The organism is Variovorax sp. GW822-FHT04A09 (genome assembly GCF_058801005.1).
On record NZ_JBXAMV010000009.1, the window covers coordinates 41,410 to 54,404 of the forward strand.

10 protein-coding genes and 1 pseudogene are annotated in these 12,995 nt (G+C 68.4%); 3 read left to right on the top strand and 8 right to left on the bottom strand.

The window, feature by feature from the left end; genetic code table 11:
• The first annotated feature begins 28 nt into the window (after positions 1 to 28).
• The 3 genes from AC1RLW_RS30480 to phnY are packed head-to-tail and all read left to right on the top strand — an operon-like array spanning position 29 to position 4,116.
• On the top strand, positions 29 to 1,345 hold the full coding sequence (locus tag AC1RLW_RS30480) for an MFS transporter (RefSeq protein ID WP_095747023.1): 1,317 nt from the start codon (positions 29 to 31) through the stop codon (positions 1,343 to 1,345).
• 44 nt (positions 1,346 to 1,389) lie between these two features.
• Positions 1,390 to 2,637, top strand: coding sequence for a phosphonoacetate hydrolase (gene phnA / locus AC1RLW_RS30485; protein ID WP_062480081.1), 1,248 nt, complete (start codon positions 1,390 to 1,392; stop codon positions 2,635 to 2,637).
• Positions 2,638 to 2,658: 21 nt separating this feature from the next.
• Complete coding sequence (phnY, locus tag AC1RLW_RS30490; RefSeq protein ID WP_390348221.1) at positions 2,659 to 4,116, top strand: phosphonoacetaldehyde dehydrogenase; 1,458 nt, start codon at positions 2,659 to 2,661, stop codon at positions 4,114 to 4,116.
• Positions 4,117 to 4,210: 94 nt separating this feature from the next.
• On the opposite strand, the gene ispC is transcribed toward phnY, so the two are convergent.
• The 8 genes and pseudogenes from ispC to AC1RLW_RS30530 form a co-directional block, all read right to left on the bottom strand.
• Entirely contained in the window at positions 4,211 to 5,458 is a 1,248-nt protein-coding gene (gene ispC / locus AC1RLW_RS30495) for a 1-deoxy-D-xylulose-5-phosphate reductoisomerase (RefSeq protein ID WP_493196161.1), read from the bottom strand.
• Between the two features lie 10 nt (positions 5,459 to 5,468).
• Positions 5,469 to 6,767 (bottom strand): flavodoxin-dependent (E)-4-hydroxy-3-methylbut-2-enyl-diphosphate synthase, encoded by a 1,299-nt coding sequence (gene ispG / locus AC1RLW_RS30500; RefSeq protein ID WP_493196162.1) that lies wholly within the window; start codon positions 6,765 to 6,767, stop codon positions 5,469 to 5,471.
• Positions 6,764 to 7,702: a 4-hydroxy-3-methylbut-2-enyl diphosphate reductase gene (gene ispH, locus AC1RLW_RS30505; protein ID WP_493196163.1), complete on the bottom strand. Its 939-nt coding sequence runs from the start codon at positions 7,700 to 7,702 to the stop codon at positions 6,764 to 6,766. Before ispH ends, ispG begins: the two co-directional genes overlap by 4 nt.
• A 25-nt stretch (positions 7,703 to 7,727) precedes the next feature.
• Positions 7,728 to 8,852 carry a Rieske 2Fe-2S domain-containing protein gene (locus AC1RLW_RS30510; protein WP_493196164.1) on the bottom strand — a complete coding sequence of 375 codons (1,125 nt, stop codon included), beginning with the start codon at positions 8,850 to 8,852 and terminating at the stop codon, positions 7,728 to 7,730.
• Positions 8,853 to 9,116: 264 nt separating this feature from the next.
• Positions 9,117 to 9,227, bottom strand: a pseudogene (locus AC1RLW_RS30515) (polyprenyl synthetase family protein); the annotation flags it as partial.
• 122 nt (positions 9,228 to 9,349) lie between these two features.
• Complete coding sequence (locus AC1RLW_RS30520) at positions 9,350 to 10,468, bottom strand: Rieske 2Fe-2S domain-containing protein (RefSeq protein ID WP_390348231.1); 1,119 nt, start codon at positions 10,466 to 10,468, stop codon at positions 9,350 to 9,352.
• Positions 10,469 to 10,521: 53 nt separating this feature from the next.
• A complete protein-coding gene (locus tag AC1RLW_RS30525) occupies positions 10,522 to 11,628 on the bottom strand; it encodes a terpene synthase family protein (protein ID WP_493196165.1) in 1,107 nt (368 codons plus the stop codon).
• 233 nt (positions 11,629 to 11,861) lie between these two features.
• On the bottom strand, positions 11,862 to 12,986 hold the full coding sequence (locus AC1RLW_RS30530) for a Rieske 2Fe-2S domain-containing protein (protein ID WP_493196166.1): 1,125 nt from the start codon (positions 12,984 to 12,986) through the stop codon (positions 11,862 to 11,864).
• Positions 12,987 to 12,995: the final 9 nt, after the last annotated feature.

Genomic DNA, 12,995 nt, shown 5'->3' on the forward strand with positions numbered 1-12,995 from the left:
CACGCCCGTCAAGACAAGGAGACATACCATGCAAGCGGCCAATCCCATCCTGCAGGCGGGCACCTACGCACGCCCCCTCGACAATTCGTTCCGCAAGGCGCAGTGGCGGATGCTGCTGGCGGCCATGTTCTGCTACTTCTTCTTCTACACGGGGCGCCAGACCTTCGGCTTCGCCATCCCCGGCATCCAGAAGGAGTTCGGCCTCTCCAAGGAAATGCTCGGCTGGGCCTCGACCTCGCTGCTGTGGTGCTATGCCGTCGGGCAGGCCATCAACGGCAACCTGGGCGACAAGTTCGGCGGACGCCGCGTGATGACCGCCGGCGCCATCCTTTCGTGCGCCGCCAACTGGGTCGTGAGCTTCGCGGTCGGCTTCAAGAGCCTGGCGATCCCGTGGGGCATCAACGGCTACTTCCAGGCCCTGGGCTGGGCGCCGGGCAGCCGGCTGCTGTCGAACTGGTGGGGCGCGGGCGAGCGCGGCAAGGTCTACGGCTTCTACGTGTTCGCCGCCGGCTGCGCCTCGGTGCTGTCGTTCGTCACGTCGATCATCGTCGTCAACGTGCTGCACCTCGATTGGCGCTGGATCTTCCGGCTCCCCGTGCTGCTGATGCTGGTGGGCGGCATCGCCTTCTACCTGATCGCCCGTGAGCGGCCGGAAGACCTGGGCTTCAAGTCGCCCGACACCGGCGTGGCCAACAACAACCCGCAGGAAGCCGAGAAGGCCGGCGTGGCCGACGGCGAACCGCAAGAGAGTTCGTGGTCGCGCTACAAGGCCGTGCTCAGCAACCCCAAGCTGATGATCGCCGCGCTGGCCATCGGCTTCCAGAACGCGGCGCGCTACGGCCTCATCGTCTGGGTGCCCGTGCACTTCCTGGGCAAGGACTGGGCCAAGGCCGCCGACGGCATGATCGACCCGGCCTGGATCTCGGTGGCGCTGCCCGTGGGCATGGCCTTCGGCGCGCTCACCAACGGCTGGATCTCCGACAAGGTGTTCGGCTCCAAGCGCTACAAGGCCATCGTGCTGTACATGCTGCTGGGCGCCATCGCCTCGATGGGCATGTACCTGCTGCCCACCAGCATCCTCGGCCTGGGGCTGCTGTTCCTGGCGGGCTTCTTCGTCTACGGCCCGGCCTCGTCGTTCTGGGCCCTGTGCCCCGACCTCGTGGGCGCCAAGCGCGCCGGCACCGCCACCGGTGTCATGAACTTCTTCTCGTACCTGCTGGCCGGCCTGGGCGAACCGCTGATCGGCCGGATGCTGGACCACTCGGGCAGCACCTCGGTGGTGTTCCCCATCGTCGCGGCCAGCTGCCTCATCAGTGCCTTCATTGCGCTGTTCATCCGCCGCTGAGGCCTGCGCACCGACACACCCAACTTGCCAAGGAGCATCTCTTCATGAAATCCGACTCACTCGAAGTCAACGGCCGCAGCTACCGCTGGATGGTCCGCCCGGTGGTCGTCGTCTGCGTCGACGGCTGCGAGCCCGCGTACCTCGACGCGGCCATTGCGGCCGGCGTGGCACCGTACCTCGAGGCCATGCGCAAGGGCGGCGCCGACCTGCTCGCCGACTGCGTCGTGCCCTCGTTCACCAACCCCAACAACCTGTCGATCGTGACCGGCGCACCGCCTGCGGTGCACGGCATCTGCGGCAACTACTTCTTCGACCGCGAGCTGGGCCAGGAAGTGATGATGAACGACCCCAAGTACCTGCGTGCCGGCACCGTGCTGGCCGCGTTTGCCGATGCAGGCGCGAAGCTCGCGGTGGTCACCGCCAAGGACAAGCTGCGCAAGCTGCTGGGCCACAAGATGAAGGGCATCTGCTTCTCGTCGGAGAAGTCGGACCAGGTGACGATGGAAGAGAACGGCATCGACAACGTGCTCGACATGGTCGGCATGCCGGTGCCTTCGGTCTACAGCGCCGAACTCTCGGAGTTCGTGTTCGCCGCCGGCGTGAAGCTCATGGAATCGCGCCGCCCCGACCTGATGTACCTGTCGACCACCGACTACGTGCAGCACAAGGCCGCGCCGGGCAGCCCCGCCGCCAACGCTTTCTACAAGATGATGGACGGCTACCTCGCGCAGCTCGATGCACTCGGCGCCACCATCGTACTCACGGCCGACCACGGCATGAACGACAAGCACGGCGCCGACGGCTCGCCCAACGTCATCTACCTGCAGGACGTGCTCGACGGCTGGTATGGCCCGGACCGCGCGCGCGTGATCCTGCCGATCACCGATCCGTATGTGGTGCACCACGGCGCACTCGGCTCGTTCGCCACCGTGTATGTGCCCAGCGAGGATGAGGTGCCCGGCTGGATCGACCGCATCCAGCGCATCCCCGGCATGCAGCTCGTGCTCTCGCGCAAGGAGGCCGCGCAGCGCTTCGAGTTGCCGCCCGACCGCATCGGCGACATCGTGGTGGTGAGCGAGCAGAGCACCGTCATCGGCACCTCGGCCACGCGCCACGACCTCACGGCGCTCGAAGTGCCGCTGCGTTCGCACGGCGGCGTGTCGGAGCAGAAGGTGCCCCTGATCTGCAACCGCCCCGTCGCAGGCGTGGCGAGCACGCGCCGGCTGCGCAACTTCGACGCGCTCGACCTCGCACTGAACCACGCCCAAGGCCCACTGGTGGCCGCCGCCTGAACTTATTTGACGGAGCATTCCATGAGCAAGTCCGACCACGCCGCCCTGAAGCCCGGCACCGTGTACCGCGAAGCCCTGCGCATCGCGGGCGAGAAAGTCCACCGCGACCGCACCATCGAGGTCACCTACCCGTACACCGGCGAGGTGATCGCCACCGTGCCCAAGGCCACGCTGGACGACGTGCGCAACGCCCTGCGCATTGCCCGCGACTACAAGCCCACGCTCACGCGCTACGAGCGCTACAAGATCCTCATGCGCGCCGGCGAGATCATCGCCTCGCGCCTGGACGAGATGTCGCGCACCATCACGCTCGAGTCGGGCCTGTCGCGCAAGGACTCGCTGTACGAAGTGGGCCGCGCCTCCGACGTGCTGCTGTTCGCCGCCAACCAGGCGCTGGTGGACGATGGCCAGGTGTTCTCCTGCGACCTCACGCACCACGGCAAGAGCCGCAAGGTCTACACGATGCGCGAGCCACTCTTGGGCGCCATCACCGCCATCACGCCGTTCAACCACCCGCTGAACCAGGTGATCCACAAGGTGGCGCCGGCCATCGCGACCAACAACCGCATCGTCTTGAAGCCCAGCGAGAAGACGCCGCTCACGGCCTTCCTGCTGGCCGACATCCTGTACGAGGCGGGCCTGCCGCCGCAGATGCTGTCGGTGCTCACGGGCGACCCGAAGGAAATTGCCGACGAGCTGCTGACCAACGCCGACGTCGACCTGGTCACCTTCACGGGTGGCGTGCCCATCGGCAAGTACATCGCGGGCAAGGCCACCTACAAGCGCCAGATCCTGGAGCTGGGCGGCAATGACCCGATCATCGTGATGGAAGACGCGGACATCGAGGAGGCGGCCACGCTGGCTGCCAACGGGTCGTACAAGAACTCGGGGCAGCGCTGCACGGCCGTGAAGCGCATGCTGGTGCACGAAGCCGTGGCTGATCGTTTCGTCGAACTGCTGGTCGAGAAGACCCGCGCATTGAAGTACGGCGACCCGATGGACCCCGACACCGACATGGGCACCGTGATCGATGAGGCAGCTGCCAAGCAGTTCGAAGCCGTGGTCAACGAAGCCATCGCAGCAGGCGCCAAGCTCCTGTACGGTAACGAGCGCCGCGGCGCGCTCTATTCGCCGACGGTGCTCGACCACGTCGACCCCGAGATGACCGTCGCCAAGCACGAGACCTTCGGCCCCGTGTCGCCCGTCATCCGCTTCAAGAACATCGACGAAGCGATCCGCATCTCCAACGGCACGGCCTACGGCCTGTCGTCGTCGATCTGCACGAACCGCCTGGACTACATCACGCGCTTCATCCGCGAGCTGAACGTGGGTAGCGTCAATGTGCGCGAAGTGCCGGGCTACCGCCTGGAGCTCACGCCCTTCGGCGGCATCAAGGACTCGGGCCTGGGCTACAAGGAAGGCGTGCTCGAGGCGATGAAGAGCTTCACCAACACCAAGACCTACTCGCTGCCATGGTGACTGGCGCGGCGCACGAGGCGCATGGCGCGTCGCGCGCCGTGCGTGAGACCCCACCGCCGATGGCACTGGCCGTGGCGGCCAAATGGCTGTCGCGCTACAGCCGTGCGCCCGTGCCTTCGGCCAAGGTGACCGACTCGGAAAGCGGGACCGCCGGCGATGGGGACCGCAACGCCGCACGCTGGATCGCCTGACTTGCGAGCACGCGCGCGTGCGCGTCGGCCGCGAGGATGTCGTCGAGGTTCTGGTGCGCGGACGCAGGCGCGCGCTGCAGGCAGTCTTCCACCACGTGCGCGATGTCGGTGTAGCGCAGGCGCCCGTTCAGGAACGCATCGACCGCCGCTTCGTTCGCCGCATTGAGCGTCACACTGGCCGCGCACCCCTTGCGCAGCACCTCCAGCGCCAGGCGCAGGCAGGGAAAGCGTTTCAGCTCGGGCGCGGCGAAGCTCAGGTGGGCGAGCTGCAGGAAGTCCAGCGGCGCCACGCCCGAGTCGATGCGCTCGGGCCAGGCCAGCGCGTGCGCGATCGGGGTGCGCATGTCGGGGCGGCCCAGCTGCGCCAGCACCGACTGGTCGGCATAGGCCACCATCGAATGGATCACGCTCTGCGGGTGGATCACCACCTCGATGCGTTCGGGTGGCATCGCGAACAGCCAGCGTGCCTCGATGGTCTCCAGCCCCTTGTTCATCATCGTCGCGGAGTCGACCGAGATCTTGCGGCCCATGCGCCAGGTGGGATGCGCGCAGGCCTCGTCGGGCGTGACGCGGTCCAGCGCCTCCAGCGGGCGGTGCAGGAACGGCCCGCCCGACGCGGTGAGCACCAGCCGCTGCACGCCCGCGCCGCCGGCCGGCGCGCCCGCCAGGCACTGGAAGATCGCGTTGTGCTCGCTGTCCAGCGGCAGCAGCGTGGCGCCGTGCGCGGCCACCGCGCGCATGAACAGCGCGCCGGACATCACGAGCGCCTCCTTGTTCGCCAGCAGGATCTTCTTGCCCGCGCGCGCCGCCGCCAGCGACGACAGCAACCCCGCCGCACCGACGATGGCTGCGACCACCGTGTCGCAGCCCGCCGACTGCGCGACCTCGCACAGCGCCTGCGGGCCGTGCATGACCTCGGTGCGCAGGCCGGCCGTGCGCAACCGGGCCTGCAACTGCATGGCGCCTGTCGCATCGCCGACCACCGCGACCTCGGGGCGGAAGGCGACGCAGTGCGTGAAGAGCTTGTCGAGGTTGCGGTGCGCCGTCAGCGCATGCACCGTGAAGCGGTCGGGGTGGCGCGCCGCGAGGTCGAGCGTGCTGTCGCCGATCGACCCGGTGGCGCCGAGCAGGGTGAGGCGTTGCGTGGCCATGGCAGTGCCTTCAGACGGCAGCGATCGGCACGACGCGCTCGCGCGACGACGGCTTCATCCACGCACCCAGCCGCTCGCGCGCCTCGGCATCGGCGCCGTAGCGCGCGGCCACGTAGGTCTCGACCAGCCGCGTGAAGTCGTCGGCGATGTGCTCGCCCTTGAGCGTCAGCGCGCGTTCGCCGTCGATGTACACCGGCGCCACCGGCTGCTCGCCCGATCCCGGCAGCGAGATGCCCAGGTGCGCGAGCCGGCTCTCGCCGGGGCCGTTGACCACGCAGCCCATCACGGCCACGTGCATGTCTTCCACGCCCGGAAAGCGCACGCGCCAGGCCGGCGCCTGCGCGTGCAGCCAGCCTTCGATCTGGCTGGCCAGCGACTGGAAGAAGGTGCTCGTGGTGCGCCCGCAGCCGGGGCAGGCGGTCACGCTGGGCGTGAAGGCGCGCAGGCCCATCGACTGCAGGATCTGCTGCGCCACCAGCACCTCGCGCGTGCGGTCGCCGTTCGGCTCGGGCGTGAGCGACACGCGGATGGTGTCGCCGATGCCCTGCTGCAGCAGCACGCCCATCGCGGTGGCCGAGGCCACGATGCCCTTGGAGCCCATGCCCGCCTCGGTGAGGCCCAGGTGCAGCGGGTAGTCGCAGCGCGCGGCGAGTTCGCGGTACACGGCGATAAGGTCCTGCCCCTGGCTCACCTTGGCCGACAGCACGATGCGATCGGGCGGCAGGCCGACGTCTTCGGCGCGCGCGGCGTTCTCCAGCGCCGAGACGATGAGCGCCTGGCGCATCACCTCGTCGGCCGGCTGCGGCTGCGCCGCCTGCGCGTTCGCATCCATCAGGCGCGCCAGCAGCGCGGGGTCGAGGCTGCCCCAGTTCACGCCGATGCGCACCGGCTTGCCGTGGCGGCAGGCGATCTCGATGAGCTGGCAGAACTGCGCGTCGCGCTTGTCGCCCCGCCCGACGTTGCCGGGGTTGATGCGGTACTTGGCCAGCGCCTGCGCGCAGTCGGGGTACTGCGCGAGCAGGCGGTGGCCGTTGAAGTGGAAGTCGCCCACCAGCGGCACATTCACCTGCTGGCGCGCGAGCGCATCGCGGATCGGCGCCACCTGCGCGGCGGCCTCCTCGTTGTTGACCGTGAGGCGCACCAGCTCGGCCCCCGCGCGCGCGAGCGCCGCCACCTGCGCCACGGTGGCGGCCGCGTCGGCGGTGTCGGTGTTGGTCATGGCCTGCACGGCCACGGGCGCATCGCCGCCGATGCGCACGGTGCCGACGCGCACCTGCCGCGAGAGGCGGCGTGCGACGGGCGGTTTCATGGCACGGCCACTTCCGCCGCGAGTTCCGCCGGCAGCCGGAACACCACATGCTCCTCGCGCCCGGGCAGCGTCAGCAGTTCCACCTCGGCCAGCCGGCGCAGCGCGGCGACCACGTCCTGCACCATGGTCTCGGGCGCCGAGGCGCCGGCGGTGACGCCCACCGCGCCGGCGTCGCGCACCCAGTCGGGCTTGAGCTCGCTGCCCTGCGCGATGAGGTAGCTGCGCACGCCGGCCTGCGCCGCGATCTCGCGCAGGCGCTGCGAGTTGGAACTGTTCTGCGCGCCGACCACCAGCACCACGTCGACTTGCTGGCTCAGTTCGCGCACGGCCGTCTGCCGGTTCTGCGTGGCGTAGCAGATGTCGCGCGTGTCGGGGCCGACGATCTGCGGAAAGCGCCGCTGCAGCGAGTCGATGATGCCGCGCGTGTCGTCGACCGACAGCGTGGTTTGCGTGATGTAGGCCAGCGGCGCGTCGGCATCGAGCACCAGCGCGTCCACGTCGGCCTCGGTCTGCACCAGCGTGACCGGCGCCGGAATCTGCCCCAGCGTGCCCGTCACCTCGGGGTGCCCGGCGTGGCCGATGAGGATCAGCGCATAGCCCTTGGCGGCATAGCGGCGCCCCTGCTCGTGCACCTTGGTGACCAGCGGGCAGGTGGCATCGATCGCGCGCAGGCCGCGCGCGCGGGCTTCGACCTCGACCGCGTGGCTCACGCCATGCGCGCTGAAGATCGCCACCGCGTCCGCGGGCACTTCGGCCAGCTCTTCGACGAACACGGCGCCCTGCGCCTTCAGGTCGTCGACGACGTGCTTGTTGTGGACGATTTCGTGGCGCACGTAGATGGGCGTGCCGTGGCGCCGCAGCGCGTGTTCGACCGTGTCGATGGCGCGCACGACGCCGGCGCAGAAGCCTCGGGGCTGGGCAAGGATGACGCGCATGGTGGGGACTCCTCGGGGTGGCGGTTCATCTTCCCGTCGACGTTCTCGGCGCCGGGCCGGCTTCCGCGTCGGCGGTCTGGGTGGGTGGGTAGAACTGCTCGGACCAGCGGCGGAACGCGGCCAGGGTGCGCTCGCCCGGCATGAGCTTGGGATGCTTCAGATGCGTGCGGGCGTTCCAGATCGTGAAGTCGTCGTTGACGACCGAGATCAGCCAGCGGTGTGCCAGCGGATTGAGCACCCGGTAGGCGAGTCGCCGCAGCGGCGCGGGCAGGCGATCGATCCGCGCGACGCTGGGGTTGTCGATCCAGCGGAACGTCCATCTCAGGGGGGCGATGGGGGTGGCGTACGCCTGGGTCACGACGTGCACGCCGAGGTCCGGCATTTCGTTCTCCCCGCAGGCATGGCCAAGGCCGTAGTTGGTCAGGCGCGAGCGGAATCGCTGTCCTTTCCAGCGTGCGTTGATCGTGGCGACGAGCGTGTGCCCCTCGATCTCGTGCGTGATCTCGGTATCGGTGAATCCGTGCAGCCAGCCGAAGTGGGTCGGGTCCATGCCGTTCTCTCCCATGGAGTCGCCGTAGCCGTCGAGTTCGTGGGCGCCGAATTGCGGGCTGAGGCGGTCCGACAGGTCCATGGCGGGAATCTCCCATTCGGGAGGCCGGTCCTCGCTGTGCCGCCACACCAGGATGGTCCCGTTCTGCTCCCGCATGTAGCGGCTCGTCAGCGCCGCGCGGGGCGGGGTCTGGCCCGGGCAGGCGCGCACGCACCCGCCGTCGGTACCGAACGCCAGGCCATGGAACGGGCAGACCAGGTTCTCGCCGTCGATCTTCCCGCCGTGTCCCAGGTGCGCGCCCGCGTGCGGGCAATACGGATCGACGACACGCGCCAGCCCCGACTGCGTGCGATAGACGACCAGGTCCTGCCCCATGAAGGGGACGACGTGCACCCCGCCCGGCTTGACCTCGTGGCTGAAGCACACGGCGAACCAGCCGTTGGAATAGGGCAGCGCAGGACGGGTGTCGCCCGAGGCGCTGCGCGCCAGGAGGTACGGCTTGCGAACCTCCTGGGGGAAGGCATGGTGTTCGCCTGCGGGTGGATGGATCGCTTGCACGGAGGGCAGGCCGATCATGGTGCGCGCGGTCGGTTCGGTCATCTCTGGGACTCCTGGGTGAGGATGTTCGGATGCAGCGTCGAGAGCCTCGTCCTGGCCCCACGACGCCTGGCTGGCGATGAAGAAGGCATGGCAAACGCGTCGGGTGGCGGGGCGATCGTTTCAGTGCGAGCGGTGGACGATCAGGTCGGCCAGTTGCCCGAGATACCGGCCGTTCGATCCGAAGGGCGCGATCGCCACATGGGCGCGCTCGCGCAGTTCATGGGCCAGCGCGCGCGACGCTTCGAGGCCGAGCGTCGACACGCAGGTCGGCTTGCCGCGGCGCAGGTCGTCGTCGTCCATCGCGGGCAGGTCGTCGTGCACGAGCGAGTAGACGTGGACCATCTCGATGGCGGCGCCCGTGGCGTCCAGCGCGTCGGGCGGTGCGTCGGCGAGGGCGTGCTCGGTGCGGCGGACCGCGTCGTGCATCCAGGCGTCGAAGCGGGTCTCGTCCGGGCAAGGGGCCATGCGGTGGGGCGCATGCTCGAGGGAGGCGGTCATCAAGTCTCCTTGTGCGAAGGCCTGTCCGTTGCCGAAGGCTTCACACCCGGGAAGTCGCACGAATAGAACTGCGACACCCAGCGCTGGTACAGCGCGGCAGGTCGCTCTTCGGCCATCAGCTTGAAACTCCCCGGGAGCCCCCTGTGGTCCCAGATCCGCGTGTCCTGGTGCGACGTGCGATCCGACCACACGCCCGCGAGCGGCTTCATCAGCGCATAGAGCGCCGAGCGGACCCCCGCAGGCCAGCGGGCGAAGCGTTCGACTTTCAGGGTCGTGACGATGCGCAAGGACCAGCGCAGGCGCGTGTTGGGCGTGGAATACGCCCGGACAACGGCTTGCAGGCCGAGCGAAGGCACCGTGAAGTGCCCGTACATGGTGGCTGCGTCGTAGTTCGTGAGATGCAGGAACATGGGCTTGCCCATCAACGTGGCCGACATCCGGACCTCCAGCTGGTTGTCGACGACGCGGGCGGACATTTCCGGTTGTCCAAAGCGGTGGATCGTGTCGAAATGGATCACGTCGACGCTGTTCTCCCCGGAGTTCTGGAAATAGCCTTCCTGCTCGTGATGCACGAAGGCCGGACGGCTCCAGCCGCTCATGTCATGCACCGGCAGCTCCCACGAGGGAGAGTGCCCCTCGTGATGCACCCACGTGAAGACGAGCCCGTTGTGCTCCCGTGCATGCCGTGCGGTCAGTGCCATGCGCGGTGTCGGCCCGGCGCGGCCCGTGTGCACGCAGCCGCCTTCCGGTCCGAACTTCAGGCGATGGAAGGGGCACACCAGGTTCTCTCCTTCGACCCGGCCTCCGTGTCCCAGGTGCGCACCCATGTGAGGGCAATAGGGCTCGATCACGCGAACGAGGCCGGATTGCGTCCGGTACAGGACGATTTCCCGTTCCATCAAGGGCCTGATCAGCACCGCACCGCGCTTGAGCTCGTGGCTGAAGCAGGCGGCGAACCATCCGTTCGGATAGGGCAGCACCGGCCTTGCGTCGCCGGGCAGGCACTTCATGTGCGCGGCCATCGGCTGGCGCGCGCGCAAGGGCGTCGCGGCGTCCGACACATGCATCGGTGGGGCGGGAGGCGCCTCGGTCTCTGTCTGTTTCAGTAGAACGGTCATGTGAGCTCTCGGTTTCGGTGGATCGCCGCCCTCGGTGCCTGGCGCCTGCGGACTCAGGCCCGGCGCCTGTGCGCGACTTCCCGCCGCGCCGGATCGAGCGTCCACCACCAATCGCACGACTGGATGCCGATCGATTCGAAACTCTCCGGCGGACACTCGTACGTGACGCCGCCGTCCTCCACCGCTTCGTTGGTCACCAGCCCGCTGATCGATCCATAGCGGTTGTTGCCGATCGACCATGGGATCGTCCCCACGTGATAGAGAGCCAGACCGTTGACGAATTCGGTCATGGCCGGCGATGCGTCCTTGAGCACGTCCTGGAGCACGCGCTCGAAGAGGCTGATCATTCGCCAGCGCATCTGCATGTAGCGCTCGACCGCCTCTTCGAAAGAGCAGCGGTAGTCGCGCAGGAAGAGCATGAGGATGTTGTGGTCGTTGGAACTGCGCGCAACTTCCTTGGGGTAGGCGTACATCTCTGCGTCGAGGATGGCCAGCAGGGCCGTGATCTCCATCAGGGCGCGCCCGCGCCGGTCCTCCCACTCGTCCTGGTGGAGGTCGACGTCGGCCACGATATGGACCAGCGCCGGAAACGCCATGCCGCCCCCCGCGTACAGGCGCGTGACGAAGTAATCGCTGAGCGTCGGACTGGGGTCCGTGAGCTTCATCATCTCGGAGGTGACGTACCAGCGGATCATCTCGGTGAACCGCGCGGCTTGCTGGGGCTTGGCGAACCGGTCCAGGCGCTGGCGGATGTCCCGTATCCCCATGGCGTACTTGTCGCCGTTGCAAGGCGGATCCTCCGGGCTGTCGATGCCGCGCAGGATCTCGCAGGCCTTGCGGTTGAAGCCCGCCGGATCCTTGCTGAGCGGGCCCTCGTCGCAGTACTCGTCATCGAAGGCGAACGCCCACAACGTGAAGTCGGAGCCGACCTGCAGCAACTCGTCGGAGCCCTTGGTGTACATCAGGGCGGCGAGGCGCGAGATTTCTATCTTGGCCAGGCGAGCCCGTTGCGTCTCGCTGTCGTACATCCTGAAGCGGTCGCAGTAGGCGAGCGTCGCCATCTCGAAGCGGTTCGTCAGCGAATGCGCGGGATCGAAGTGCGGATGCATCTCCCAGCGGCGCGGGATCGGTAGCAATGGGAACTTGAGACGGCTGGTCATGCGGTTTTCTCCTGGGTCGCGTCGTCGCGGGTGAGGTGGGTGGGGCAGGCGCGCGAGTGGCGTTCCTGGCGCCGTTCGCGCAGGAACTCAGGTCCGCCGCGCAATGAAGCTGAACGACGCCGCCTTGTCCTTGCGCAGAGCGTCCGAGAAGCTCACGGCGATATCGCGCAGCTCGCAAGCCTCGGGGCTGGGCAAGGATGACGCGCATGGTGGGAACTCCTGGTGGGGGCGGCTCAGCGTCCCGCAGACATGCGCAGGACATGGCCAGCGTCTGCGTCGTCGCCGGAGGTGGGCGGGTAGAACTGCGCCGACCAGCGCCGGAAGGCGGTGAAGGAGCGCTCCCCCGCCATGAGCTTGGGATGCGGGAGGCGGGTGCGGGCGTCCCAGATCGGGAAGTCGCCGCCCACCACCGAGATCAGCCAGCGGTGCGCCAGCGGATTGAGCACCTGGTAGGCGAGCTTGCGCAGCGGGGCCGGCCAGCGGTCGAAGCGCGCGACGCTGGGGTTGTCGCTCCAGCGGAAGGTCCATTTCATGGGCGCGACGGGTGTCGCGAAGGCCAGGGTCACGACTTGCACGCCGAGGTCCGGCAACGCGTTCTCCCCGCGGGTGAAGCCGAGGCCGAAGTTGGTCAGACGCGAGTGGAAACGCTGCCCCTTCCAGCGGGCGGTGATCGTGACGATGAGCTTGTGCCCGTCCACCTCGTGCGACAGCGCGGTCTCGGTGAACCCGTGCACCCATCCGAAGTGGGTCAGGTCCATGCTGTTCTCGACCATCGAGTCGAAGTAGCCTTCGAGTTCGTGGCTGCCGTACCGGGGGTTGAGGCGGTCGCTGAGGTCCATTTCCGGAATGTCCCAGTCGGGCGGCCGGTCCTCGCTGTGTCGCCACACCATGATCGCGCCGTTCATCTCCTTCATGTAGCGGCCCGTCAGTGCCGCGTTCGGCGGCGTCTGGCCTGCGCAGGCGCGCACGCAGCCGCCATCGGGGCCGAAGCTCAGGCCGTGGAACGGGCAGACCAGGTTCTCGCCGTCGACTTTCCCGCCGTGGCCCAGGTGCGCACCCAGGTGCGGGCAGTACGGATCGATGGCACGGGCCAGGCCCGACTGCGTGCGGTAGATCACCAGCTCCTGTCCCGCGAACGGCACGATGCGCACCGCTCCCGGCTTGACCTCGTGGCTGAAGCACACGGCGAACCAGCCGTTGGCATAAGGATGGGGGGGGCGCGTCTCTCCCGTGGTGCTGCGCATGGGCCGCGGCGGCGTGCGAACCTCCACGACGCGCGCGTGGCGTTCGTCGGCAACCGACGGGGCGCTGTTCACGCCCAGCGGTTCCCTCATGAAATGGGTCGTCGGTTCAGGCATGTCGGGGCT